Here is a 23,991-nt window from a genome sequence, read left to right as displayed (position 1 = left end):
GCGTCAGTGGGCGGCCCGGGCGATGACGGCGCGCGTGATGCGCTTCCGGAACACCCAGTACGTCCACGCCTGGTAGGCGAGGATCAGCGGCAGCGCGAAGCCCGCGGCCCACGTCATGATCGTCAGCGTGTACGGCGACGACGACGCGTTCTCGAGCGTGAGGCCGTTCGCCGGGTCGTTCGACGCGGGCATCACATACGGGTGCAGCGCCGTGAAGAGGCTGGCGACCGCGAGGGCGATGGTCGCCGCGAGCAGGCCGAACGCCCACCGCTCGCGTCCCCGCACGTTCGCGAGGTACGAGCCGACGAGCGCCACGGCGGCCAGCGCCGAGACGAGCCCGGACAGGGCGGATCCGTGCGCGAGCGTCGTCCACGCGAGGAAGGCCGCGGCGATCACGATGGCGACGGCGCCGATGCGCACCGAGAGCGCGCGGGCGCGGGCCCGGATCGGCCCGTCGGTCTTCAGCGCCGCGAACTGCAGCCCGTTCACGAGGAACAGCGACAGCGTCGTGAGCCCGCCGAGGAGCGCGTAGGGGTTCAGCAGGTCGAGCGTGGATCCCGTGTAGTCGTGGTTCCCGTCCATGGGCACGCCGCGCACCACGTTCGCGAACACGACGCCCCAGAGGAACGACGGCACGACCGAGCCGACGACGATCATCAGGTCGAACGAGCCGCGCCACCGGTCGGACGCCCCCTGGTGCCGGAACTCGAACGAGACGCCGCGGAGGATGAGCGTGATGAGGATCGCGACGAGCAGCAGGTAGAAGCCGCTGAACATGGTGGCGTACCACTCGGGGAACGCGGCGAAGAGGGCGGCGCCCGCGACGATGAGCCACGTCTCGTTGAGGTCCCAGACGGGTCCGATGGTGTTGATGAGCACGCGCCGGTCGGTGTCGTCCTTGGCGAGGAACGGCAGGCTCATCCCCACGCCGAAGTCGAAGCCGTCGAGCACGAAGTAGCCGACGAAGAGGAAGGCGATGAGGCCGAACCAGAGGGTGGGCAGGTCCATCTCAGTACACGCTCGCTTCCCGGACGACCTCGCCCGTCTCGGGGTCCGGCTCCCGCTCGGGCTCCGGCCCCTTCTGCGCCGCCTTCAGGATGAGGCGGAACTCCACCACGGCGAGCGACCCGTAGACGACCGTGAAGGCCACGAGCGAGAGCAGCACCTGGATCCCGGTCACGTTCGGCGACACCGCGGACGACGTCTGCAGCAGGCTGAACACGATCCACGGCTGGCGGCCCATCTCCGTGAAGATCCAGCCGACCGTCATCGCGAGCAGCGGCAGCGGCGCCGCCCAGATGGCGACCTTCCACATCCACGGCCGGGTGATGGCGCGGCCCCGGCGCGTGAGCCAGAGGCCCGCGACCGCGACGCCGATGGCCGCCATGCCGAAGCCGATCATCCAGCGGAACGCCCAGTACGTGACCCAGATGGTGGGCGTGTAGTCGCCGGGGCCGTAGCTCGCGACGTACTGCGCCTGGAGGTCGTTGATCCCCTCGACCGTGCCGTCGAGCGTGTGCGTGGAGAGGAACGAGAGCAGGTACGGGATCCGGATGGAGAACAGCTCGCTCGATCCGTCGGGCGTGCCCCAGGTGAAGAGCGAGAACGAGGCGGCGGCGCCGGAGGAGGTGTCGTAGTGCGCCTCGGCGGCGGCCATCTTCATCGGCTGCGTCTGCACCATGGCGAGGCCGAGCTGGTCGCCGGAGAGGATGGTGAGCGCGCCCGAGACGACCATGAACCACATGCCGAACCGCATGGCCGGCATCATCGTCTCGAGGTGCTGGTTGCGCGACAGGTGCCACGCGGCGACCGAGATGATCACGGCGGCCGCGCACATGAAGGCCGCGAAGATCGTGTGCGGGAACGCCGCGAGCGCGACCTTGTTCGTGAGGAGCGCCCCGATGTCGGTGAGCTCGGCCCTCCCCCGGGCCTCGTCGATGCGGTAGCCCACGGGGTTCTGCATGAAGGCGTTGGCCGCGAGGATGAAGTACGCCGACAGGATCGACGCGACCGACACCACCCAGATGGACGCCAGGTGCAGCCCCTTCGGCAGCTTGTCCCAGCCGAAGATCCACACGCCGATGAACGACGCCTCGAGGAAGAACGCGAGCAGGCCCTCGAGCGCGAGCGGGGCGCCGAACACGTCGCCGACGAAGCGGGAGTACTCGGACCAGTTCATGCCGAACTGGAACTCCTGCACGATGCCGGTGACGGTGCCCATCGCGAAGTTGATGAGGAAGATCCGGCCGAAGAAGCGCGTGAGCCGGAGGTAGTGCTGCTTCCCGGTGCGCACCCACGCCGTCTGGTAGAGCGCGCAGACGAAGGCCATGCCGATCGTGAGCGGGACGAAGAGGAAGTGGTAGACGGTCGTGAGGCCGAACTGCCAGCGGGAGAGGACGAGCGGGTCGAGGAGCTCGTTCACGCGGGGCGACCGCTCTGGCGGCGGCCGATGCGGCGTGCGGGGCGGTCAGCGGGGGCGGGGTGCGGTGTCATGGCGACCGGATGCGCTTCCTGTGGAGGGCGGATCGTGCGGGTGGTGAGGCTCCATCGCGACGCCTCGATTCTACGACTTGTAGACGATCCACGCGAGCCCTGCGGCGCGTCCCGGTCGGGTCGCGTTCGCCGCCCGGCGGCGCCGCCGACACCCGGCGTTCACCCGGCCGGGTGAGGCTCGGGGCACGCGGCGGATCGGCCTGGACCCGGTGCGCCCGCCATCCGCGGGACGCCCCGTCCCGCTCCCGTCGTCGGCACGGATCCGGCACCGCACCCACCCGCACCGCGCACGTCGACCGAAGGGCCGCCGCCATGACCTCCCCCGAGACCGCCTCCCCCGTCTCCGGCCTCGCCGACGGATCCCGGGTCCTGGCCGCCACCCCCGCCGCGTCGGCACCTGCGTCCGCCTTCGTCGCGCTCCTCGTGGCCGACGGCGCGCACCTCACGGCGCGCGTCGCCGAGGCCGCCGACCGGGTCGAGGCCGGCACGGCCGCCCGGTACGACGCCCGCACCGCGACCGTGGAGGACGCGCTCGTCGTCGCCCTCGCGCTCGTGGCCGGCGGCCTCGACGTCCGGGACGCCGCGCAGCACGCGGTCGACGGCGATCCCGCGCCCGTCATCCTCGCGCTGCACTCGCTGGCCGGCCGCGGCGGCGTCGAGCCCTACCTCCTCCGCAACGGCCTGACGGTCGACCACTTCCACGCCCTGCGCGACGCGGTCGTCGCCGGCGGCGGGCGCGAGCTCGACGAGTCGCAGGACTGATCGGGGTCGCCCCGTCCGGGCACGCCCCTCCTTCTGGGGCCACGCGGGGGTGTCCGCATAAAGGGGGACCCGGATAGAGTCGTCCACGAGCGCACGGCCCTTACCCCCCCTTGGGCCTGGCGCTCGCAACCCGACGAGCACGTCCGTCCATCCCCCCCCGGACGGGACTGCTCCCGGACCACGGAGATCCCCCGTCCCCCGAAGGACCGGCTTCTCCGGAGAGGCCCGGCACCCGTGGCGTTCCCGCGCCCCGTGCCGGGCCTCTCGGCCGTCCTCCGTCGGATCAGGCCGTGCGGTCGCCCGCGGCGTCGTCCCCGGCCGCCGCGGCGTCGACCAGGGGCAGGTGCAGGATCGCGAGGTCGAGCGGCCGGCCGAACTTCCAGCCGATGCCGGGCAGCAGCCCCACCTGGCGGAAGCCCAGGCGCTCGTGCAGCCGGATGGATCCCGTGTTGCCCGCCTCGATGTCCGCGAACACCGCGTGCTTGCCCGCGGCCCGCGCGTGCGCGATCAGCTCCTCCACGAGCGCCCGGCCGATGCCCCGGCCCTGGAACGCGTCCCGCACGTAGACCGAGTCCTCCACCGAGAAGCGGTACCCGGACTTGCTCCGCCACGGGCCGTAGGTGCCGTAGCCGGCGACGCGGCCGTCCACGTCGGCGATGAGGATCGGGTCCCCCGCGGCCGTCGTCTCCTCGTACCAGCGCTCGCGCTCGGCGCGGTCGACCGGCTCGTCCATCCACAGCGCCGTGCCGTGGAGGATCGCGTCGTTGCGGATCTCCAGCAGGTCGTCGATGTCACGGGGCTCGGCGGGGCGGATCCTCATCCCGGCAGGCTAGCGGAGCGGTCGGGAGCCGACGACCGGGTGGGGCAGGATCGAGGCATGCACCCCACGATCGCCCGTGTCCCGTGGGACGACGAGGACGCGACCCTGCTCCGCGCCGCCCAGCGCGCCGAGCTCGACCTCCGCTACGGCGGCGACACGGAGCCGGGCACCAAGCCCACCGCCGCCGACGTGGCCGCGTTCCTCGTGGCGCGCGACGCGGACGGGACGCCCATCGGCTGCGGGGCGATCCGCCCGCTCGCCGACCGCGGCGACGGCACGCCGTGGGCGGAGCTCAAGCGCATGTACGTCGTCCCCGCCGCGCGCGGCACGGGCGTCGCGACCGCCCTGCTCCGCGCGCTCGAGGACGCGGCCCGCGAGCTCGGCGTCGTCGACCTGGTGCTGGAGACCGGCCCCGAGCAGCCCGACGCGATGCGCTTCTACGCGCGCGAGGGCTGGATCGAGATCCCCCGCTTCGGCGCCTACGCCGACTCCGAGGGCTCGCGCTGCTACGGGCTGACGCTCGCGTGATCCACCGGCTCCGGCTCCTCGCCCTCTCCTCGCACCCGGGGCCGACGGCCACCGTGACGGTGCTCGCCGCGGGCCTCGCGGTCGCGCTCGGCTACGGGCTCGGGCGCGTGGTCGCGGTCGCCCTGGCCGTGCTCCTCGGGCAGCTGTCGATCGGGTTCTCCAACGACTGGATCGACGCGGAGCGCGATCGCAGCGTCGGCCGCGCGGACAAGCCCGTCGCGCGCGGCGAGGTGACCGTGGCGCAGGTGCGGGCGGCCGCGCTCGGCACGGCGGCGGCCTGCCTCGTCGCGTCCGCGGCGCTCGGGCCGCTGTTCCTCCTCGCGCACGTCGTCCTGGTGGGATCCGGCTGGGCCTACAACGCCGGCCTCAAGCGCACGGCCGTCAGCGTCGTGCCGTTCGTGGTCGCGTTCGGGATCCTGCCGACGGTGGTCGCGCTCGGCGCCGCCGATCCCGTGCCCGCCGCCGCGTGGGCCGGGATCACGGGCGGGGTGCTCGGCGTCTCCATCCACTTCACCAACGTGCTGCCCGACCTCGAGGACGACGCGCGCACCGGCGTCCGCGGCCTGCCGCACCGGCTCGGCCGCGTCCCGTCGGGCCTCGTCGCGTTCGGGGCGCTCGCGCTCGGGGCGCTGGCCGCGACGGTCGGCCCGGTGCTCGCGGATCCCGGGCTCGCGCTGACGCCGCTGGCCCTGGGCGGCCTCGCGATCATGCTGGCCGTCGCCGCATGGGGTGCCGTGCTCGTCGTCACGCGCCCGCCCGGGCGGCTGCTGTTCCAGCTGATCATGGCGGCGTCGCTGCTGCTCGTCGCCCAGGTCGCGCTGAACGCGACGCGCCTCACCTGACGCGCGCGCCCGCGTCCCGTCCCATGGCGTAGACGGACGCGAGGCCCGCGGCGGCGGGCGACGCGAGGACCGCGCGGAGTCCCTGGTCGCGGACGATGCGCGTGAGGCCGCGGACGGGCCGGCCGAGCGCCGTGTTGATCTCCGACTGCACGGCCGCGCGCCGGGCGCTCGCCATGCGGTCGCGCTCCCAGCGGGCGATGCGCGCGGGATGCGGCACGCCGTCCCGCGCCCGGACGGCGTCCGCGAGGATCGGCGCGAGGGCGTCGGCGTCCAGCCAGCCGAGGTTCATGCCCTGCCCGCCGATGGGGCTGATCTCGTGGGCCGCGTCGCCGATGAGGAGCGCGCGCCCCGCGGACATGCGCCGCGCCAGCCGCCGGCGGACGCCGAAGCCGCTCACCGGCCCGAGGTCGGCGGCGCGCACGACGTACCCGGTGCGCTCCCGCACGGTCGCCGCGACGGCCTCCGCGGGATCCCCCTCCCGCTCCCCCGCACGCAGCCCGACGACCCAGCGGCGCATGCCGCCGGGCAGCGGGAACGACTCGACGACGCCGTCGGGGTGCAGCGTGATGACCGCGTCGTCGCCGCCGTCGGTGGTGTCGGGCGCGTCCCCCATGAGGAAGCGGTCGGGCAGCGGGCGCTCGTCGACGCCGATCCCGAGGAGGCCGCGGACGACGCCGCGCGTGCCGTCGGCCCCGATGAGGAGACGCGCGTCGACCTCGACGGGTCGGCCGTCCGCGTCCGTGCCGGTCGCGCGGACGCCGCCGCCGGGCGCCTCCACGGGATCGACCTGGAGCGCGGTGAGCGTCACGCCGCGGCGCAGGGCGTCGGGCGCGAGCGCGCCGAGGCGCCGGGTGAGGATCGCCTCGGTGCGCCACTGCGGCAGCGCGGCGACGTAGGGGTGCGTGGCGGAGACCCCGGCGAAGCTGACCCGGCCGATGGCGCGGCCGCGCGCCATCGCGATCCCGGTGCGGACGAGCACCGCCTCCGCCACCATCTCACCGGCGACGCCGAGCCGGTCGAACGCGTCGAGCGACGGCGCGTGGATCCCGATGGCCCGCGACAGCAGCGCGGGCTCCGGCCGGGCCTCCCAGACGCGCACGTCGAGGCCGGCCTGCGCGAGGAGCGCGGCCAGGTGGATGCCCACGGGCCCGCCGCCCACGACCAGCGCGTCGAGGCGGGTCACGGCGCGACGCCGGGGGCCGCCGGCGCGGTCGCATCGCGCACGAGCAGCACCCGCGCCGGCAGCGCGCCCTCGACCCGCCAGCCGGCGGGCGCGCGCAGGGCGAGCTCGACGGGCGTCCAGCTGCGGCGGATCGACCGCAGCCCGTCCACGTGCACGAACGACCCGCGAGCGACGAGGCGCGACAGGGGCCCGTACGCCGCGTACGCGAACCGGCTCCGCGCGATGTCGCTGTGGATGGCGCGCGGGGCGAGCGCCGCGGAGTCGGCGAGCAGCGCGTCGAACGCGGCGTCGTCGAGGTGGTGCAGGACGTGGTTGCTCGTGACGAGGTCGAACCGGCGGCCGTCGGCCACGAGGTCCGCGCTCGACGCGGCCACGAAGCGCACGTCCGGGTCAGCGGGGCGCGAGCGGGCGAAGGCGGCGGCACGCGGATCCGGGTCGATGCCCGTCACCGCGAGCCGCAGGCCGTCGCGCCGGGCCCACCGGGCGAGGGCGAGCGGCACGTCGCCGCCACCCGAGCCGATGTCGAGGAGCGTCGTCCCGCGGTCGGCGGCGAGCAGCGGGCGGATCCGGGACCGGTACACCCCGCGCCAGCCCGCGACGACGCGGTTGACGAGCCCGAACCGCGCGTACGTCCGCTCGAGCGCCTCGGGGTCGCAGTCCGGGTCGTCCATGAGCTCGGTGAGCTCCGCGTCCCGCCGGGACAGGTCCATCAGGCGGTGCGGCGGGTCATGAGCGCCGTCTCGACGGTGAGGCCGGGGCCGAACGCCATGGCGCACACGCGGCCGGCGCCGGGTCCCGCGGCGGCCGCGGACGCGCCCTCCGCGAGGTCCGCTCGGCCCGGCACGTCAGCGGGCGGCGTCCCGTGCAGGATCCGCCGCAGCACGAACAGCACCGTGGCGCTCGACATGTTGCCCTCCTCGGCGAGCGTCGAGCGGGACGCGGCCAGCTGCGCGGGCGCGAGCGCGAGCCGGTCCTCGACCCGGTCGAGGATGCTCCTGCCGCCCGGGTGGATCGCCCAGTCCTCGATCGCCGCGGGCGCCACGCCCGCGAGCGCGGGCACCTGCGCCCACAGCGGCTCGAGAGCGCCCGTGATGTGCTCGTCGATGATCTTCGGCACGTAGCTCGAGAGCACCATGTCGAAGCCCTGGTCGCCGATGGTCCAGGCCATGTCGTCCTCGCCGACCGGCGTGAGCACGGTCTCGAACGCGTCGAGGTCGAGCACGGTGGAACCGGCGGGCGCCGGCCGCGCGGTCACGATCGCCGCCGCGGCGCCGTCGGCGAACACGGACGAGGCCACGATCGTGTCGGCGTCGCCCGAGGAGTGCAGGTGCAGCGAGCAGAGCTCGACGCACACGACGAGGACGACGGCGTCCGGGTCGGCGGCGCAGAAATGCGAGGCCATCCGGAGCGCCGGGAACGCGCCGTAGCAGCCCATGAAGCCGAGGTGGAAGCGCTGCGTGGAGGCGCCGAGGCCGAGGCCGCGCACGACGGCGTAGTCGGGGCCGGGGGCGTAGAAGCCCGTGCAGGAGACGGTGACGACGTGCGTGACGTCCGCCGCCTCGATCCCGACGGCCTCCTCCACCGCCTGGCGCGCGGCGCCGAGCAGCAGCGCCGGCGCCTCGCGGATGTACGCGTCGTTGCGCGCGCCGGTGCCGGGCGTGAGGATCCGGCCGGTCGCGCGGTCGTAGAAGACGGGCTCCCCGTCGTCGGGGTCGACGGGGTCGTCGGCCCCCGCCATGCCGGGGGCGGTGCCGAGCTCGCGGATCACCGTGTGCCGGGTGCGGATCGCCGAGGCCCCGAAGGCCGCGGACACGAGCCGCGTGCCGAGCCGCCCGAGCTCCGGCTGGCTGCCGAACATGTCCCGCACGCCGTCCTGCGCGAGGACCGTGGGCGGCACCGCCGTCGCGATGGAGCGGATCGAGGGGATCAGCGTCGGCCGCCGGAGACGACGGCGGCGCCCACCGCGATGACGACGGCCACGGCGCCCGCGCCGATGGACGCGGCGATGGCGGGGTCCTTCCGGGTGAAGGCGCGCGTGCGGGTCGTCACGTCCTCCGTGGCGCTGCGGACGCGCCGGGTGACGCCGTCGCGGATGCGGCGGGCGCGTCCCGAGGCCTCGGCCTTCAGCTCGGACGCGCGGGCCGGCACGTCGAGCGCGGTCTCGAGCTCGCGGACGGTGCGGGCGAGCTCCTCGCGGCCGGCTTGGATGTCGCGCTTCAGCTCCTCGGGGCTGCGCTTCGGGGCGGGCGGGATGTTCGCGCCCTGGCCGTGCGGCGCGGACTCGGCGACCGTCTTGTGCTTGCGGACCTCGCGGGCGACCGTGGTCACCGCGCCGAGGACGCTCACCTCGCCGGTCGGGGACTTCTTCTTCGCCATGCGCGGGCTCCTGTCGTCGGGGACGGACGTGCGGTGGGTCCATTCTGCTCCGTCGGGCACGTCACGACCGACGGAGCGAGGGGCCGGCGCTCGCGCGTCGACCCCTCGCGGATCCGGGCGTCGCCGCCCGGTCGGTCCTCCTAGAAGAGGGCCTTCTCCTTCAGCCAGTCGGCGGCGATGGCGGCGGGCTCCGCCTTCTCGTCGCCCTGGTTGCGGCGGTTCATCTCGGTGAGGTCCTCGGTCGTCAGCGCGGCCGAGACCTTGTCGAGCACGGCGGTGATGTCGGCGTTCATCTTCGCCGTCTTCACGAGCGGCACGACGTTCTGCGCCTTGATGAGGTTCTCGGGGTCCTTCAGCGTGACGAAGCCGTTGTCGAGGATCGAGGGGGTGGTCGAGTAGATGTTCGCCATGTCGACCTGGCCGTCGAGGAGCGCCTTGACGGTGTTCGGGCCGCCCTGGTCCTCGATGGTGACGAGGCTCGCGTCGACGCCGTAGACGTCGGTGAGGCCGGGGATCCCGTACTCGCGCTCGCCCAGCACGGCGCCGCCGCCGACGCGCACGGCCTTGCCCTCGAGGTCGGAGAGGCTCGTGACGCCGTTGGACTCGGAGTACTCCTTGGTGACGTTGTAGGAGTCCTTGTCCTCGGCGGGCGACTCGTCGAGCACCTCGAAGCCCTCCGGCAGGGCGGCGCCCAGCGCGGAGTAGACGTCGTCGCTCGAGGTCGCCTTCGAGTCGGTGTCGTAGGCGGCGAGCAGGTTGCCCGTGTACTCGGGGATGAGGTCGATGGACCCCTCCTCGAGCGCCTTGAGGTACACCTCGCGCTCGCCGATCTGCAGGTTCCGCGTGACCTTCACGTCGTTGGCCTCGAGGGCCTGCGCGTAGACCTCGGCGAGGATGACGTTCTCGCCGAAGGCGGCGGATCCGACGGAGATGGTGTCGGAGGGCGCGGCGGACGCCGACCCGCCCGAGGTGTCGAGGGGGTCGCCGGACGAGCAGCCGGCGAGGGCCATCGCGGTGCCCAGCGCGACGGTGCCGACGAGGAGCCGGCGGGTGATGCTGTGGGACATGTGCTGTGTTCCTTTCAGGATGTGGTGCTGACCGCCGGCCTCGACGAGGCGCGCGGTGAGTCGGGGGTGCGTCCGGCTGCGGCGACGACGCCGCGTGGGACGACGGCGCGCTGCACGACGGCGAGGAGCGCGTCGACGAGGAGCGCCAGGACGGTGACGAGGATCGCCGACGCCAGCAGGAGGGGGAAGTTCCGGGTCGTCAGACCCGTGAAGATGTCCCGGCCGAGCCCGCCGAGCCCGAGGTAGGCGCCGAGGGTGACCGTGCTGATGACCTGGAGGATCGCGGCCCGGAAGCCGCTGATCATGAGCGGCAGCGCGAGCGGGATCTCTACCCGGCCCAGGATCTGGGTCTCGGTCATCCCCACGGCGCGCGCGGCGTCGATCGCCGAGCGGTCCACGGCCTGGACGCCGGAGTAGACGCCGGCCAGGAGCGGCGGGATGCCGAGGAGGGAGAAGGTGAGGATCGGGCCGGTCAGCCCGATGCCGAAGAGGAGCCCGAGCAGGACCAGGACGCCCAGGGTGGGGAGCGCGCGGAGCCCGCCGGAGAACGCCACGGCGACGTTGCGTCCGCGGCCGGTGTGCCCGATGTAGAGACCCGCGGGGATGGCGATGACGGCGGCGACCCCCATGGCGAGGGCGGTGTAGCCCAGGTGCTCGAGCAGGCGCGTCCCGTAGCCGGTGGGACCCGCCCATCGCGACGCGTCGAGGAGGAGGGCGAAGGCCTCGGCGAAGAGGTTCATGACGCGCTCGCATCCGTGACGAGCGCCGCGCGGCGCGCCGATCGGGTCCGGGCGCGCAGGGACGGCTGCGTCGACCACGGCATGAGGAGCCTCCCGGCCAGCAGGAGGATCAGGTCGAAGACGAGCGCGATGACGACGATGCCCACGATCCCGGTGATGATCTCCGTGTAGAACTGGCGGCGGTACCCGCTCAGGATCATCGTCCCGAGGCTCAGGATCCCCGAGAGCGAGCCGACCGTCACCATGCTCACGGTGCTGACGGACACGACGCGGAGCCCGGCGAGGAGCACGGGGCCCGCGAGCGGCAGCTCGACCCGCCAGAAGCGCGCCCAGCCGGCGTAGCCCATGGCGGTCGCGGACTGCTTGACGTCCTCCGACACCGAGGCGAGCGCATCCGAGGTGATGCGGATCATCAGGGCGACGGCGTACACGGTGAGGGCGACGACGACGTTGCGGGGGTCGAGGATGTTCGTGCCGATGATCGCCGGCATCGCGAGCAGGAGGGCGATCGACGGGATCGTGTACAGCGCTCCCCCGATGGTGAGCAGGGCGCCGCGGGTGCGCCGGTACCGGTTGGCGAGCCAGCCGAGGGGCAGCGAGATGACGAGCCCGAGGAGGACCGGCGGCGCGGCCAGCGCGACGTGCGCCGCGGCCAGGTCCAGGACGGTCTGGATGTTGGCGATGACCCAGTTCACGCGGGTCCCGCACCCTGCGCCGGAGCACCGGGGGCGTGCGCGGCCCCCGCCTCGTCCGATGCGGATGCCGGTGCGGCGTCGGAGCGCCCCGCGTCGTCGAGCACGCCGACGAGCCGGCCGTCGCGGTCGACGAGCACCCGTCCCGTGCCGGTGTCCTCGACGTGCAGCGCGCGCTTGCCCTTGTCGGCGCCCACGAAGTCGCGGACGAAGTCGTTCGCCGGGTTCGAGAGGATCTCCTGCGGCGTGCCCTGCTGGGCGATGCGGCCGCCCTTCTCCAGGATCACGACCTGGTCGCCGAGCAGGAACGCCTCGTCGATGTCGTGGGTGACGAAGACCACGGTCTTGTCGAGCTGGGTGCGCAGCCGGATGAGCTCCTGCTGCAGGTCGTCGCGCACGAGCGGGTCGACGGCCCCGAACGGCTCGTCCATGAGCAGGATGTTCGGGTCCACCGCGAGCCCGCGGGCGACGCCGACGCGCTGCTGCTGGCCGCCGGAGAGCTGCGACGGGTAGCGGTCGGCCATCGAGCGGTCGAGGCCCACGGTGTCCATGAGCGCGAGCGCGCGCTCGCGGGCCGTCCTCTTGTCGACGCCCGTGAGGCGGGGCACGGTCGCGATGTTGTCCACCACCTTGCGGTGCGGCAGGAGGCCCGAGTTCTGCATCACGTAGCCGATGCTGCGGCGGAGCTTGACGGCGTCCTGGGTGGCGATGTCGGTGCCGTCGATCTCGATGCGGCCGTCGGTCGGCTCGACCATGCGGTTGATCATGCGCATGAGCGTCGTCTTGCCGCAGCCGGAGGATCCGACGAGGACGGTCGTCGTCTGCGACGGCACGACGAGGCTGAAGTCCTCGATCGCGAGCGTGCCGTCCGGGTACTGCTTGCGGACGTGGTGGAACTCGATCATGGGTGGCTCATTCCTCGTATGCGCTACGAATCGACACTTGCCAGGCACACCAGCGAACCACGACCGGCGCCGATCGGCCGCACCGGGGCGTCCGCTGACGCCACTTCGTAATGAATCGATCCTTCCGCGGACAGTCCCCGGATGCCGCGCCCGCGTCCCTGGCCGTCGGGGGCGTCGACCAGTATGGAGGGCATGACGCGCATCCTCGCCCGGGCCATGACCGCCGACGACCTGGTCGACCTGCTCGACGTGGACCACGCGGGAGACGCCGTGCCGGCGCCCTCCTGGCGCATCGTCCCCGGGCAGCGCGTCGCCGTCCTGGTGGACACGCTCCCCCGCCGCGCCGAGGGCGACACGGAGGACCAGGTGCCCGTGCGCCGGCTCGAGTCGGCGCGCTGGGGCCTCGTCCCCGCGGGATCCGCCGGGCCGGACCAGGGCCCGCCGCTCGCCGAGGTGCCCGCCGAGCAGCTGGCCTCCCGCCCGGAGCTCCTGCAGGCGCTGGTCTCGCGGCGCGCCGCGATCCCCGTCTCCGGCTACTACGAGCACCACGAGACCGACGACGGCCTCCGCACCCCGTACCTGGTGGGCGCGGGCGACGGCCTCGTCCTGCTGGCGGCCCTCTACGAGTGGTGGCGGGACCCGTCGCGCGCCGCGGACGACCCGGCCCGCTGGGTGCTCAGCTGCGCCGTCCTCACCCGGCCGGCCGCCGGCACGGTGGAGGCGCTCGCGGAGCGCATGCCCGTGGTGCTCTCCCCCGACGTCGTCGAGGAGTGGCTCGACCCCACGGCCGAGGGCTCCCCGGACCTGCTGCGTGCGGTCGCCGCGCAGGCGGAGGACGTGATCGAGCAGCTGGCGATGGACGAGGTCGGCCCCGGCCTCGACCAGGGCGCGCCCGACACCGCGGAGCTCGCCCGACCCGTGTGACGCGCGGAGCCGGTCCCCGGGTCTGGTTGACTGAGCCCGTGGCCCCCTCCTCGAAGAAGAAGAAGCACGCGACCCGCACGCTCCTCGAGTCGCCGGCCGCCGCGCCCGTGCTGCACCGGGCGGCGCGCATCGAGGACCGCATCCACGAGATCCGCGAGGGCCGCGCTCGCAAGCGCGGGCTCACCCCCACCGTCATCCCGTACGCGGGCTACGGGTCCGTGCGCTGGGTGCGCGTGCTCTGCCGCGTCCTCCTCACCGATCCGAAGAGCCGACGCGCGCTCGCGGGCGACAAGAGCGTGCGCGGCTGGCGCAGCTTCACGAGCGTGCCGCTCACCGACGTCGACGTCACCGTGGAGATCGACGGCACCGAGCACCACGTGCGCGCGGACCGCGGCGGCGTCGTGGACGTGGTCGTCGAGGCGACCCTGCCGAGCGGCTGGCACACCATCCGCCTCCGCGCGCAGGGCTCGGAGACGGTCGAGGCGCCGGTGTTCGTCGTGGGCGACGACGTGCGCACCGGGATCCTCAGCGACATCGACGACACCGTCATGGTCACCGCGCTCCCCCGCCCCTTCCTCGCGGCGTGGAACACCTTCGTGCTCGACGAGCACGCGCGCACCCCCACGCCCGGCATGGCCGTGCTCTACGAGCGGCTCCGCCTGCAGCACACGGGCGCGCCCGTCCTCTACCTCTCCACGGGCGCGTGGAACGTGGCACCGACGCTCACCCGGTTCCTGTCGCGGAACCTCTACCCGCCGGGCCCGATCCTCCTCACCGACTGGGGCCCCACGGTCGACCGGTGGTTCCGCAGCGGGATGGAGCACAAGCGCCTGAACCTGCAGCGGCTCGCGGAGGAGTTCCCGCACGTGAAGTGGATCCTCGCGGGCGACGACGGCCAGCACGACGAGCTCCTCTACGGCGAGTTCGCCGAGCACCACCCCGACAACGTCGAGGTCGTCCTCATCCGCCAGCTGAGCGCCGGCGAGGCCGTGCTCGCGGGCGGCCGCGCCAAGGCCGAGAAGCGCACGCTCGACAGCAGCGTGCCGTGGGTCTACGCCCCCGACGGCGCGAGCCTCCTCGCGCAGCTCGACGACCTCGGGCTCGCCGACGACTCCGGCACGCGCATCGGCACCTAGCCGCGGCGTCGCCCACGACGACGAGGGCCCCGCAGGATCTCCTGCGGGGCCCTCGTGCGTGCGGGACGGATCAGACGGCGTCGGTGAGCGCCTGGAACTCGTCGTCGGTGAGCTCGATGCCCGCCGCGGCGATGTTGTCCTCGACGTGCCCGACCGACTTGGTGCCGGGGATCGGCAGCATGACGGGCGAGCGGCGGAGGAGCCACGCGAGCGCCAGCTGGGACGGGCTCGCGTCGTGCTGCTTCGCGAGGGCGTCGAGCGGGCCGCCGTCCTTCGCGAGCTCGCCGGTCGCGAGCGGGAACCACGGGATGAAGGCGAGGCCCTCGGCCTCGGCGTACTCGAGCAGCGGCTCGGCGTCGCGCTTGGCGAGGTTGAAGAGGTTCTGCACGGAGACGATCTCGGCGATGCCGCGCGCGGCCTTCACGTCGTCGACGGAGACCTCGGACAGGCCGATGTGGCGGATCTTGCCCTCGGACTGCAGCTCCTTGAGGACGCCGATCTGGTCCTCCAGCGGCACGGCCGGGTCGATGCGGTGCAGCTGGTACAGGTCGATGCGCTCGAGGCCGAGGTGGCGGAGGCTCAGCTCGGCCTGCTGGCGCAGGTACTCGGGGCGGCCGACCGGGCGCCAGTCGCCGGGGCCGGGGCGCGTGAGCCCGCCCTTGGTGGCGACGACGACGTCGTCGGCGTAGGGGTGCAGCGCCTCCTTGAGGAGCTCCTCCGCGACGAACGGGCCGTAGGAGTCGGCGGTGTCGAAGAACGTGACGCCGAGCTCGGCGGCGCGGCGGATGACGCGGACGGCCTCGGCCGGATCCTCGGGGGCGCCCCAGACGCCCTCGCCGGTCAGCTGCATGGTGCCGTAGCCGAGCCGGACGACGGGCAGGTCGCCGCCGATGGTGAACGTGCCGGATGCCTCGGCAGGACGGGTGGTGGTGTCGGTCATGTGGACCCTCCTCGGGTGTCGATGACGAGGGGGCGTCTGCCGCCCTCGGGACACCGGGGCCAACGCGCCGACCCGCCGATCCATGCCCGATGCGCCGGAAGAGGACGAGACCCTCAGGCTCCGGTCGAGGGTGAGGTGGATCCGCCCGCTCCCCTCGTGGATGTCGGCGGGCGTTCCTACACTCGGATCAGACGTTCGAACATCCGTTCGAACGCGGGAGCGCGGCCGGCGCGGGCGAGAGGAGCGGCACCATGCGGATCGACGAGGACGTGGAGGTCGAGCTCTCCGGAGACGGGTCGCCGCTGCGGTTCACCTGGCGGGGCGTGGTCTACGGGGTGGTCAGCTCCCCCGAGCGGTGGATCGCGCGGGTCGACTGGTGGCAGCGCACGGGCCGCGCGCCCCGCGGCGCGAGCGCGCACCTGCTCGAGCTGTCGATGTGGCGCGTCGAGGCCGTGCCGCTCACCACGGGCGCGCGGCGGGTCGACGGCTCGTTCGACCTCAGCGTCGACGCGCGCGGTCGCTGGTCGCTGGTCACGGCGTCGGACGAGGAGCTCGACGTGCGCCTGTTCGCCTGAGGCCGGGGAATAGCGGAGGGCGCACGCGCCTTGCACCAGATCGGCGCCGCGCACGGCGCCCGCTCGCGATCACCCGGACCGCGGCGCACGGAGGGGACCCGCATGGCGGCACTCGAGTGGCTGTTCGACGCGCAGCTCCGCATCGGCGACCAGGTCGTGCTCTGGCGCGAGATCGTCGGCAACCTCTTCGGCCTGGCCAGCGCCCTCGGCGGCATGCGCCGCAAGGTCTGGGCGTGGCCCGTCGGCATCGTCGGCAACGTGCTGCTCTTCACCGTCTTCCTCGGCGCGGTCTTCGGCACGCCGAACCCCGTGAACCTCCTCGGCCAGGCCGGCCGACAGGTCATGTTCATCGCCGTGTCGGTCTACGGCTGGTACCGCTGGCAGCAGGCCCGGCACGGCGGCGCGCCCGTCGTGCCGCAGTGGGCGTCCGGACGCGAGCGCGTCCTGCTCGTCGTCGCGCTCGTCGGCGGCACCGCGATCCTCACGCCCGTCTTCCGGGCGCTCGGCTCCTACGAGCCCGTGTGGGCCGACGCCTGGATCTTCGTCGGCTCGCTCCTCGCCACCTACGGCATGGCCAAGGGCTGGGTCGAGTTCTGGCTCGTGTGGGTGGCCGTCGACCTCGTCGGCGTGCCCCTGCTGGTGAGCGCCGGCTACTACGCCTCCGCCTTCATGTACGTCTTCTACGGCGCGTTCACGCTCACGGGCTTCTTCGTCTGGATGCGCGCCCGCGGCACCGCGAGCCCCGCGGTCGAGACGGCCTTCCCGGATCCGCGCGTCGTCGAGGCACCCGCCGAGCGCTGACGCCGGGCCTCCACCCGGCGGGACGGTTCCCGTTCCCTAGCGGCCCTGGCCGTTGGAGCAGGTGGCCTGCGCGGCGGTCTGGCCGGTGATGCTCTGGTCGAGCACCTCCGCGGTCGGCGTCGGGGCGGGCGCCGGTGCGGATCCGTCGGTCGGCGTCGGCGACGGGGCCGCGGGCGGCGTCGTCGCACCCTCGCCCGGGACGCTGCCTGGCACGCTGCCGGCCTCGCCCGTCGCCGCGGGCTGGCCGAGCGAGAAGTCCGCGTCGGACGCGAGCAGGCTCACGAGCTGGGCCGCCGCCGGCGCGTCCGGCTGCACCCGGCCGTTGGCGAGCACGGTGCCCGGGTACTGGAGGAACACCACGTCGTCGAGCGGGATGTCCTTGAACGTGAGCGCCACCGAGACGAGCGTGTCGAGGTCGGCGAGCGAGGTCGACAGCTGCATGTTGTCGACGACGGCGCGCGCGATGCCGTAGAGCTTGGCGGGGTTCGTCAGCGTGTCGGAGCTCTTGATGGTGCGCACGAGCGCGCTCAGGAACACCTGCTGGTTGCCGATGCGCGAGATGTCGCTGCCGTCGCCCACGCCGTAGCGCGTGCGGAGGAACTGCACCGCCTCCTTGCCCTGGAGCGGGTGGATGCCGGGATCCAGCGCCAAGTCGGTCTTCTTGTCGTAGATGCCGTTGGCCACGCAGACCTCGACGCCGCCGACGGCGTTGGACATCTCGACCACGCCGTTGAACTGCACGACGCCGCCGTAGGGGATGTCGAGTCCGGTGAGGCCCTCGACCATCCGCACGGTGCACTCGAAGCCGCCGCGGGACAGCGACTCGTTGAGCTGGGCGCGCGCGCTGGCCGGGTACTTCGTGCCGTCGGGGCCCTCGCACTCCGGGATGGGGACGAGCATGTCGCGCGGGAACGAGATGACCGTCGCGCGGCTGCTGTCCTCGCTGATGTGCAGCAGCATCGTCACGTCGTTGAGCGTCGCGGTGCCCACGTCCTTCGCGGCGCCGTAGCCGTCGCCCTGGCCGGCGCGGCTGTCGCTGCCGACGATGAGGATGTTGGCGCCGCCGTCGATGCCGCCGAGCGACGGCGGGAGCGTCTGGCCGCCCGAGATGTCGACCGTGTTGTCGGCGACGGTGCGCGAGAGGTCCCAGAAGGCGATGGTCAGGATCGACGCCGCCGCTGCGACGGAGACGGCGGCGACCATGCCGATCCCCTTCATCACGGTGCGCGAGGCGCTCGGGGCGCGGAGCCGGCCGTGGCGGGCGATGCCGCGGACGCGGGCCCGGTCGGCGCGGGTCCTCTGGGGGGCGTGCTGCATGGGGGGATCTCTCGTCGCCGGGCGGGGAGCGCCGGGCGCGGGCACCCGGATCCTCCACAGGGTAACCGAGGGCGGTGGAGAGTCCGCCCGGCGCGCGGACGGATGCGCTACGCCCCCGCGGGCTCGCCGTCGCGCAGGTGGGCGTCGAGGAACGCGTCGATCCGCCGCCACGCGTCCTCCGCCGACGCGGGCTCGGGGCCCATCCCGACCGCGCGCAGCACCGGACGGAGCAGCCGCGGCCCCGACTCGGCGTCGTTCAGGAAGGCGTGCCCGGCATCCGGGTACTCGCGCACGTCGTGGTCGATCCCGTGCGCGACGAGGGCGGCCTCGAGCCGGTCGGCGGATCCGGCCAGCTGCCGGTCGCGCCCGCCGTAGCTCGCGACGATCGGGCACGCGCCGTCGAGCACGCCGTCGAGGTCGTCGGGGAGCATGCCGTAGTTGACGCTCGACGCGTCGAAGCCGCGGGAGGCCGCCGCGAGGGCGAACCCGCCGCCCATGCAGAAGCCGATGACGCCCACGCGACCCGTGCAGTCGGCGCGGGCGAGGAGCGCGCGGCGGGCGGACTCGACGTCGACGAACGCGCGGCCCTCCCCCGCCGCGAGCGTGCGGAAGGTCGCGACCAGGCAGCGGCGCGCGCCGCCCGCGGAGAAGAGGTCGGGCATGAGCGCGAGGAAGCCGGCCTCGGCGAGCCGCTCCGCCTGGCGGCGCATGACGTCAGTGACGCCGAAGGCCTCGTGCACCACGACGACCGCGGGCCAGGGGCCGTCGCCGTCGGGCACCGCGAGGACGCCGTGCAGGCCGGGCGACGCCCCGGGTCCGGCGGCGGGCAGGGGGATCTCGGTGAGCGTCACGGGCATGCCCTCACGCTAGGGCGCGCCGTGGGCGCCGCCCCCGGGAGGCGACGACGCCCAGCGAGCCGTCATACGGGAGGCCGACGCGGCCCGGTCAGCGCCAGGCGGTCGGCCCCGCGGATCCGGCGCGGTACTCGGCCATGGGCACGCGGTCGCCCTTCCAGGCGCGCATGACGGGCGCGACGATGCGCCAGCACCGCTCGGCCACGTCGCCGCGGACCGAGAGGCGCGGGTCGCCGGCGAGGATCCCGTCGAGCACCTCGCCGTACGGGGTGAGCTCGGGCTGGGCGAACTCCGCGCGGAAGGTGGACTGGGTGAGCGTGAAGGGCTCGCCGGTGCCGTCCATGGTGACCTCGAGCGAGATGCCGTCGGGCTTCAGGTCGATGACGAGCCGGTCGGGCCGGGCCGAGCCGTGGAGGCCGCGCGGCAGGTGCGCCACGGGCTTGAACGTGACGACGATGCGCTTCGACGCCTCCTTGAGCGCCTTGCCCGACCGCAGCCGGAACGGCACGCCCGCCCAGCGCGCGTTCGCGACACCGAAGGTGACCTCCGCGAGCGTCTCCGTCTCGTTGGCCGGATCCACCCCCTCCTCCTTGGCGTAGGCGGGGATGCGGGTGCCGTCGACCGTGGCGCCCGTGTAGCGGGCGCGGCGGCTGTGCGCGACGGGGTCGTTGTCCCAGACCTCCGTGGCGCGGAGGACCGAGGCGATGTTCGAGCGCAGGTCGTCCGGGTCGATGCTCGCGGGCGGCTCCATCGCGAAGACCGCGAGCACCTGCAGCAGGTGGCTCTGGATCATGTCGACCAGCGCGCCCGACTTGTCGTAGTAGGCGGCGCGGCCCTCGAGCGCGAGCGTCTCGTCGTAGAGGATCTCGACCTTCTCGATGTCCCTGGCGCTCCACACCGACTCGAAGAACCGGTTGGCGAAGCGCAGCGACACGAGGTTGAGCACCGTGGAGAGGCCGAGGAAGTGGTCGGTGCGGTGGATGCGGTCCTCCGGCACGAGCTTCAGCAGCTGGCGGTTGAGCTGGGCGGCCGTGCGGCTGTTCGAGCCGAAGGGCTTCTCGAGCGCCAGCGTGGTGCCCTCCGGCAGGTCGAGCTGCTCGAGCTTCTCGCACACCGCGATGGAGATGGCCGGCGGCAGCGCGAAGTACAGGGCCGGCGCGCCCTCGCACGCCTCGAGGATGCGCTTCAGGTCGTCGAGGTCCGTGGGGTCGGCCTGGATGTACTTCGTCGACGAGACGATGCTCGCCGCCCGGCGCCCCGTGGCCTCCACGGAGTCGAACGCGGTCTTGACCGTCCTCGTCCACTCCTGGGGCGACCGTTCGCTCCGGCCGGTGCCGATGAGCTGGATCCGCCGCCCCCGATCGCTCGCCACGAGGCTGCCGAGACCCGGCAGGAGGAGGCGTTCCGTGAGGTCGCCGCTGGCGCCGAGGATGACGAGGGTGGAGGGTTCGCTGGTCATCCTCCGAGACTACGGGTCGCGGCCGTCGGGCAGCCGACCTACACTGGGCGAGTCGAACATCCGTTCGAACATCGCGCTCGGGAGGGCGCGGCGGATCCGTCGGGAGGCGTGCGTGAGCTTCACCCACCTGCACGTCGCGTCCGCGTTCTCCGCCCACCACGGCACCACGGCGCCCGAGGCGCTCGTCGACCGGGTCGCGTCCGAGGGGGCGTCGGCCGCGGCGATCACCGACCGCGACGGGCTGTACGGCGCCGTCCGCCACATCCGCCGCTCGATCGCCGCGGGGGTCTCCCCCGTCGTGGGCGCGGAGCTCGGGCTCACGGGCGACCACCCCGGGCGGATCACGGTGCTCGCGCACGGCGGCACGCACGGCCAGGGCTGGGCGGCGCTCAGCCGGCTCATCAGCGCGAGCCACGGCCGGGGCACGGCGCGCAGCACCGCCCGGAGCGCCCAGGCGGGCATCCAACGCACCCGGCCGCCCGCCTTCCTCCTCGGCGAGGACGGACCGGTCGGCACGGTCATGCTCGGGCCCGACTCGGACGTGGGCCGCGCGGTCGCGGCCGGCGACCACGCGCTCGCATCCCGGCACCTCGCCGAGTGGGCGCGCCTCCTGCCGGGCGCGATCGCGGTCGAGGTGGTCTGCCACTTCACCGAGCCCGGCGAGTCCGCGAGCCTCCGCCACGCGGCCCGGATGCTGGAGCTCGCCGACGCGCATCGCGTCCCGGCCGTGCTCACCAACGCGGTCCGCTACCTCGAGCCCGACGACGCGCTCACGGGCGACGTGCTCGACGCCGCGGGGACGCTGCGCCCGCTGGGGTCGTTCCGGCCGCAGCCCAACGGCCAGGCGTGGCTGAAGACCCCGAAGGAGATGCAGGCGATCGCGCGCGAGATCGCCGGCACCTCCTCCCTCGACCGCCGCGCCGGGGAGGCCCTGCTGCGCGCCACCGAGGAGCTGGCGGACCGGTGCCGGCTGGATCCCGACGCCGACCTCGCCTGGCGGAAGCCCAAGCTGCCGGAGAAGTCGGTCATCGGCGTCACGGGCGACCCGGACGAGGCGCTGTGGCGGAAGGCCGAGGCCGGCGTCACCGAGCGGTTCGGGCACGTGGACGAGGCGATGCGGCAGCGCGTGCTCGCCCGCATGCGCACCGAGCTCCAGACCATCACGGGCTTCGGCTTCGCCACCTACTTCCTCACGGTCGCCGACGTGTGCTCCCTCATGCGCGACATGGGCGTGCGCAACCAGGCGCGCGGATCCGGCGCGGGCAGCCTCGTCAACTACCTGCTGCGCATCTCCAACGTCGACCCGCTCGAGCACGACCTCCTGTTCGAGCGCTTCCTCGGCAAGGTGCGCTCGACGCTGCCGGACATCGACATCGACGTGGAGTCCGCGCGCCGGCACGAGGTGTACCACCGCGTGTTCGAGAGGTACGGGAGCAACCGGGTCACGCTGCTGTCGATGCAGAACACCTACCGGGCCCGCGGCGCCGCGCGCGACGCGGGGCTCGCGCTCGACCTCGACGAGCAGCAGATCGACTTCATCGCCAAGAACATCTGGCGGTTCAACGCGCGCGAGTTCCGGGCGGTGCTCGAGACGAAGCCGGAGCTGAAGCCCATCGCCGACCTCGTGCGCGACGACCCGAGCATCGACCTGCTGGTCGACCTCACCGAGCGGCTCGACCGGCTCCCCCGCCACATCTCCATGCACCCGTGCGGCGTGATCCTCGGCGACTCCGACCTGCTCAGCACGAGCCCCGTGCAGCCGAGCGGCATGGGCCTGCCGATGAGCCAGTTCGACAAGGACGACATCGACGACATGGGGCTGCTCAAGCTCGACATCCTGGGCGTGCGGATGCAGAGCACCATGGCGTACGCGCTGGACGAGATCCACCGCATCCACGGCGCGCGCTCGGCGGTCGCGGGCGGCATCCCGGTCGACGCGCGCTACGTGCACCGCGACGGGCGCATCGAGCTCGACGAGATCCCGCACGACGACGAGGAGACCTTCGCCGCCATCCGCACCACGCACACGCTGGGCATGTTCCAGATCGAGTCGCCGGGGCAGCGCGAGCTCATCGGCAAGATGCAGCCGGACGTCTACGAGGACCTCATCGCCGACATCTCGCTGTTCCGGCCGGGGCCCATGAAGGGCAACATGGTCGCGCCGTTCCTCGACACGAAGCACGGCATCACCCGGCCCGACTACCTGCACCCGCGGTTCGCGCCGTTCCTCGCGCCCACGTTCGGCGTCGTGATCTACCACGAGCAGGTCATCCGGATCTTCGCCGACTGCATGCAGGTCTCCCTCGCCGAGGCCGACGAGCTGCGCCGCAACATGGAGCGCATGGACACGGTGGTCGAGCAGGCCTTCCGGGAGCGCACGTCCGCGCACGTCGACGGCCGCACGGGGCGGCGCCCCTTCTCGGACGCCGACGTCGAGCGCATCTGGAAGGCGCTGAAGGGCTTCGGCTCGTTCGGCTTCTGCAAGGCGCACGGCGCGGCCTTCGCGCTGCCCACCTGGCAGAGCGCGTGGCTGAAGACCCACTACCCGGCGGAGTTCCTCGCGGGGATCCTCACGCACGACCCCGGCATGTACCCCAAGCGCCTGCTCCTCACCGAGGCGCGCCGGATGGGCGTGCCCGTGCTGCCGCTCGACGTGAACCGCTCCACGGGCGTCTACCGCGTGGAGCGCGTGGAGGGCGAGGCGACCACGGCGCGCACGCGCATCGGCGAGCTGGGGATCCGGCTGTCGCTGCAGGACGTGCACGGCATGAGCGAGGCGGAGATGGAGCGGATCGTCGCCGGGCAGCCGTTCGACTCCATCTCCGACTTCTACGCGAAGGCGCAGCCGTCGCGCGCGCTGCTCGAGCGGCTCGCGGCGGTGGGCGCGCTCGACCCGCTCGCGACCTCGGCGGACGACGCCGGCACCCGCGGTCCCGCGTCCCGCGGCGACGTGATGGCGTACGTGCGGCGGCTCACGGCGCGCGCGGCCCGCCCCGCGGATCCGGCCGGGCAGCTGCCCCTGTTCGTCGACGACCGCGACCTCATCCCGCGCGGCTCCCCCGACCCCGACGGGCGCGAGCGGGTCGCCGCCGAGCTCGACATCCTGCAGATGGAGGTCACCGAGCACGTCCTGGAGAGCTACCGGCCGATGCTCGACGAGCTCGGGGTGATCCCGGCGAGCCAGCTGCTCGAGGTGCGCAGCGGCTCCGAGGTGGTGGTCGCCGGGATCCGCATCGCCACGCAGACCCCGCCCATGCGCAGCGGCAAGCGCGTCGTGTTCATCAGCCTCGACGACGGCACGGGCTGCTCCGACTCCACCTTCTTCGACGAGGCGCAGCAGAAGGCGGGGCCCATGCTCTTCGGCACGCGGCTGCTCGTCATCCGCGGGCGCACGAGGCGCACGGGCGAGCGCGGCGTCTCCATTCAGGCGGAGGACGCCTGGGACCTCAAGGAGATGTGGGCGCGCTGGCAGGACGCCAGGCGGCAGGGCGGCGCGGGCGGCGCCGACGGGATGGACGACGCGGCCCAGGTCGCCTGAGCGCGCGGGTCGCGGGATGATGGAGGCACCCGAGAGCCG

At 73.6% G+C, this 23,991-nt stretch carries 23 protein-coding genes; 8 read left to right on the top strand and 15 right to left on the bottom strand.

Going from position 1 to position 23,991, the window contains the following annotated elements; genetic code table 11:
• Window positions 1–3 precede the first annotated feature (3 nt).
• Together cydB and AES38_RS07320 are read right to left on the bottom strand one after the other, a co-directional pair.
• Window positions 4–1,008: a cytochrome d ubiquinol oxidase subunit II gene (gene cydB, locus AES38_RS07325; RefSeq protein ID WP_053774411.1), complete on the bottom strand. Its 1,005-nt coding sequence runs from the start codon at window positions 1,006–1,008 to the stop codon at window positions 4–6.
• A 1-nt stretch (window position 1,009) separates the two neighbouring features.
• The gene (locus AES38_RS07320) at window positions 1,010–2,422 is read right to left on the bottom strand and encodes a cytochrome ubiquinol oxidase subunit I (RefSeq protein WP_053774410.1); all 1,413 of its coding nucleotides are present in this window, start codon (window positions 2,420–2,422) and stop codon (window positions 1,010–1,012) included.
• 383 nt (window positions 2,423–2,805) lie between these two features.
• Between AES38_RS07320 and AES38_RS07315 the strand changes: the two genes are divergently transcribed.
• Complete coding sequence (locus AES38_RS07315) at window positions 2,806–3,255, top strand: hypothetical protein (protein ID WP_053774409.1); 450 nt, start codon at window positions 2,806–2,808, stop codon at window positions 3,253–3,255.
• Between the two features lie 283 nt (window positions 3,256–3,538).
• On the opposite strand, the gene AES38_RS07310 is transcribed toward AES38_RS07315, so the two are convergent.
• Window positions 3,539–4,075 (bottom strand): GNAT family N-acetyltransferase, encoded by a 537-nt coding sequence (locus tag AES38_RS07310; protein WP_053774408.1) that lies wholly within the window; start codon window positions 4,073–4,075, stop codon window positions 3,539–3,541.
• A gap of 57 nt (window positions 4,076–4,132) precedes the next feature.
• Here AES38_RS07310 and AES38_RS07305 point away from each other — a divergent pair, with 57 nt between their 5' ends.
• On the top strand, window positions 4,133–4,603 hold the full coding sequence (locus AES38_RS07305) for a GNAT family N-acetyltransferase (RefSeq protein WP_053774407.1): 471 nt from the start codon (window positions 4,133–4,135) through the stop codon (window positions 4,601–4,603).
• Window positions 4,600–5,445: a UbiA family prenyltransferase gene (locus AES38_RS07300; RefSeq protein ID WP_053774406.1), complete on the top strand. Its 846-nt coding sequence runs from the start codon at window positions 4,600–4,602 to the stop codon at window positions 5,443–5,445. Before AES38_RS07305 ends, AES38_RS07300 begins: the two co-directional genes overlap by 4 nt.
• Here the strand turns inward: AES38_RS07300 and AES38_RS07295 are convergent.
• The 8 genes from AES38_RS07295 to AES38_RS07260 all read right to left on the bottom strand — a co-directional run bounded on the left by AES38_RS07295 (window position 5,438) and on the right by AES38_RS07260 (window position 12,408).
• Window positions 5,438–6,628, bottom strand: a complete 1,191-nt coding sequence (locus AES38_RS07295) for an FAD-dependent oxidoreductase (RefSeq protein ID WP_053774405.1) — start codon at window positions 6,626–6,628, stop codon at window positions 5,438–5,440. The two genes, AES38_RS07300 and AES38_RS07295, sit on opposite strands and share 8 nt — an antisense overlap.
• Window positions 6,625–7,338 (bottom strand): class I SAM-dependent methyltransferase, encoded by a 714-nt coding sequence (locus tag AES38_RS07290; RefSeq protein WP_053774404.1) that lies wholly within the window; start codon window positions 7,336–7,338, stop codon window positions 6,625–6,627. Before AES38_RS07290 ends, AES38_RS07295 begins: the two co-directional genes overlap by 4 nt.
• On the bottom strand, window positions 7,338–8,558 hold the full coding sequence (locus tag AES38_RS07285; protein WP_053775721.1) for a type III polyketide synthase: 1,221 nt from the start codon (window positions 8,556–8,558) through the stop codon (window positions 7,338–7,340). Before AES38_RS07285 ends, AES38_RS07290 begins: the two co-directional genes overlap by 1 nt.
• The gene (locus tag AES38_RS07280) at window positions 8,555–9,004 is read right to left on the bottom strand and encodes a DUF3618 domain-containing protein (RefSeq protein WP_242430751.1); all 450 of its coding nucleotides are present in this window, start codon (window positions 9,002–9,004) and stop codon (window positions 8,555–8,557) included. The genes AES38_RS07285 and AES38_RS07280 overlap by 4 nt, the downstream gene beginning before the upstream one ends.
• A gap of 140 nt (window positions 9,005–9,144) precedes the next feature.
• Window positions 9,145–10,071 (bottom strand): ABC transporter substrate-binding protein, encoded by a 927-nt coding sequence (locus AES38_RS07275; protein ID WP_053774403.1) that lies wholly within the window; start codon window positions 10,069–10,071, stop codon window positions 9,145–9,147.
• A gap of 14 nt (window positions 10,072–10,085) precedes the next feature.
• Window positions 10,086–10,811, bottom strand: a complete 726-nt coding sequence (locus tag AES38_RS07270) for an ABC transporter permease (RefSeq protein WP_053774402.1) — start codon at window positions 10,809–10,811, stop codon at window positions 10,086–10,088.
• Window positions 10,808–11,506, bottom strand: coding sequence for an ABC transporter permease (locus AES38_RS07265; RefSeq protein ID WP_053774401.1), 699 nt, complete (start codon window positions 11,504–11,506; stop codon window positions 10,808–10,810). Before AES38_RS07265 ends, AES38_RS07270 begins: the two co-directional genes overlap by 4 nt.
• Window positions 11,503–12,408 carry an ABC transporter ATP-binding protein gene (locus tag AES38_RS07260; RefSeq protein ID WP_053774400.1) on the bottom strand — a complete coding sequence of 302 codons (906 nt, stop codon included), beginning with the start codon at window positions 12,406–12,408 and terminating at the stop codon, window positions 11,503–11,505. The genes AES38_RS07265 and AES38_RS07260 overlap by 4 nt, the downstream gene beginning before the upstream one ends.
• A gap of 192 nt (window positions 12,409–12,600) precedes the next feature.
• On the opposite strand from AES38_RS07260, the gene AES38_RS07255 reads away from it, so the two are divergent.
• Window positions 12,601–13,332, top strand: a complete 732-nt coding sequence (locus AES38_RS07255; RefSeq protein ID WP_053775720.1) for an SOS response-associated peptidase — start codon at window positions 12,601–12,603, stop codon at window positions 13,330–13,332.
• Between the two features lie 38 nt (window positions 13,333–13,370).
• A complete protein-coding gene (locus AES38_RS07250; RefSeq protein WP_244629140.1) occupies window positions 13,371–14,468 on the top strand; it encodes an App1 family protein phosphatidate phosphatase in 1,098 nt (365 codons plus the stop codon).
• A gap of 70 nt (window positions 14,469–14,538) precedes the next feature.
• On the opposite strand, the gene AES38_RS07245 is transcribed toward AES38_RS07250, so the two are convergent.
• On the bottom strand, window positions 14,539–15,408 hold the full coding sequence (locus AES38_RS07245) for an aldo/keto reductase (protein ID WP_053774399.1): 870 nt from the start codon (window positions 15,406–15,408) through the stop codon (window positions 14,539–14,541).
• A 251-nt stretch (window positions 15,409–15,659) separates the two neighbouring features.
• On the opposite strand from AES38_RS07245, the gene AES38_RS07240 reads away from it, so the two are divergent.
• Both AES38_RS07240 and pnuC read left to right on the top strand, forming a co-directional pair.
• The gene (locus AES38_RS07240; protein ID WP_012038212.1) at window positions 15,660–15,983 is read left to right on the top strand and encodes a DUF6504 family protein; all 324 of its coding nucleotides are present in this window, start codon (window positions 15,660–15,662) and stop codon (window positions 15,981–15,983) included.
• A gap of 102 nt (window positions 15,984–16,085) precedes the next feature.
• Window positions 16,086–16,784, top strand: coding sequence for a nicotinamide riboside transporter PnuC (gene pnuC, locus AES38_RS07235; RefSeq protein WP_053774398.1), 699 nt, complete (start codon window positions 16,086–16,088; stop codon window positions 16,782–16,784).
• Window positions 16,785–16,820: 36 nt separating this feature from the next.
• Here pnuC and AES38_RS07230 read toward each other — a convergent pair whose 3' ends face one another.
• From AES38_RS07230 to AES38_RS07220, 3 genes are all read right to left on the bottom strand, one after another.
• Complete coding sequence (locus AES38_RS07230) at window positions 16,821–18,101, bottom strand: LCP family protein (protein WP_053774397.1); 1,281 nt, start codon at window positions 18,099–18,101, stop codon at window positions 16,821–16,823.
• A gap of 107 nt (window positions 18,102–18,208) precedes the next feature.
• On the bottom strand, window positions 18,209–18,958 hold the full coding sequence (locus tag AES38_RS07225) for a dienelactone hydrolase family protein (RefSeq protein ID WP_053774396.1): 750 nt from the start codon (window positions 18,956–18,958) through the stop codon (window positions 18,209–18,211).
• Between the two features lie 88 nt (window positions 18,959–19,046).
• The gene (locus AES38_RS07220; RefSeq protein ID WP_053774395.1) at window positions 19,047–20,414 is read right to left on the bottom strand and encodes a glucose-6-phosphate dehydrogenase; all 1,368 of its coding nucleotides are present in this window, start codon (window positions 20,412–20,414) and stop codon (window positions 19,047–19,049) included.
• 112 nt (window positions 20,415–20,526) lie between these two features.
• Here AES38_RS07220 and AES38_RS07215 point away from each other — a divergent pair, with 112 nt between their 5' ends.
• Complete coding sequence (locus tag AES38_RS07215) at window positions 20,527–23,952, top strand: DNA polymerase III subunit alpha (protein ID WP_053774394.1); 3,426 nt, start codon at window positions 20,527–20,529, stop codon at window positions 23,950–23,952.
• Window positions 23,953–23,991: the final 39 nt, after the last annotated feature.

This window comes from Clavibacter capsici (assembly GCF_001280205.1).
Classification (GTDB): Bacteria; Actinomycetota; Actinomycetes; order Actinomycetales; family Microbacteriaceae; genus Clavibacter; species Clavibacter capsici.
This window is presented reverse-complemented; position numbering and strand designations above follow the sequence as displayed.

What these genes read in the sequence shown, in the direction of transcription:
- cydB (WP_053774411.1), bottom strand. Translation starts at nt 1,008, where the DNA reads ATGGACCTGCCCACCCTCTGGTTCGGCCTCATCGCCTTCCTCTTCGTC.
- AES38_RS07315 (WP_053774409.1), top strand. Translation starts at nt 2,806, where the DNA reads ATGACCTCCCCCGAGACCGCCTCCCCCGTCTCCGGCCTCGCCGACGGA.
- AES38_RS07310 (WP_053774408.1), bottom strand. Translation starts at nt 4,075, where the DNA reads ATGAGGATCCGCCCCGCCGAGCCCCGTGACATCGACGACCTGCTGGAG.
- AES38_RS07305 (WP_053774407.1), top strand. Translation starts at nt 4,133, where the DNA reads ATGCACCCCACGATCGCCCGTGTCCCGTGGGACGACGAGGACGCGACC.
- AES38_RS07290 (WP_053774404.1), bottom strand. Translation starts at nt 7,338, where the DNA reads ATGGACCTGTCCCGGCGGGACGCGGAGCTCACCGAGCTCATGGACGAC.
- AES38_RS07280 (WP_242430751.1), bottom strand. Translation starts at nt 9,004, where the DNA reads ATGGCGAAGAAGAAGTCCCCGACCGGCGAGGTGAGCGTCCTCGGCGCG.
- AES38_RS07275 (WP_053774403.1), bottom strand. Translation starts at nt 10,071, where the DNA reads ATGTCCCACAGCATCACCCGCCGGCTCCTCGTCGGCACCGTCGCGCTG.
- AES38_RS07270 (WP_053774402.1), bottom strand. Translation starts at nt 10,811, where the DNA reads ATGAACCTCTTCGCCGAGGCCTTCGCCCTCCTCCTCGACGCGTCGCGA.
- AES38_RS07260 (WP_053774400.1), bottom strand. Translation starts at nt 12,408, where the DNA reads ATGATCGAGTTCCACCACGTCCGCAAGCAGTACCCGGACGGCACGCTC.
- AES38_RS07255 (WP_053775720.1), top strand. Translation starts at nt 12,601, where the DNA reads ATGACGCGCATCCTCGCCCGGGCCATGACCGCCGACGACCTGGTCGAC.
- AES38_RS07245 (WP_053774399.1), bottom strand. Translation starts at nt 15,408, where the DNA reads ATGACCGACACCACCACCCGTCCTGCCGAGGCATCCGGCACGTTCACC.
- AES38_RS07240 (WP_012038212.1), top strand. Translation starts at nt 15,660, where the DNA reads ATGCGGATCGACGAGGACGTGGAGGTCGAGCTCTCCGGAGACGGGTCG.
- pnuC (WP_053774398.1), top strand. Translation starts at nt 16,086, where the DNA reads ATGGCGGCACTCGAGTGGCTGTTCGACGCGCAGCTCCGCATCGGCGAC.
- AES38_RS07230 (WP_053774397.1), bottom strand. Translation starts at nt 18,101, where the DNA reads ATGCAGCACGCCCCCCAGAGGACCCGCGCCGACCGGGCCCGCGTCCGC.
- AES38_RS07225 (WP_053774396.1), bottom strand. Translation starts at nt 18,958, where the DNA reads ATGCCCGTGACGCTCACCGAGATCCCCCTGCCCGCCGCCGGACCCGGG.
- AES38_RS07220 (WP_053774395.1), bottom strand. Translation starts at nt 20,414, where the DNA reads ATGACCAGCGAACCCTCCACCCTCGTCATCCTCGGCGCCAGCGGCGAC.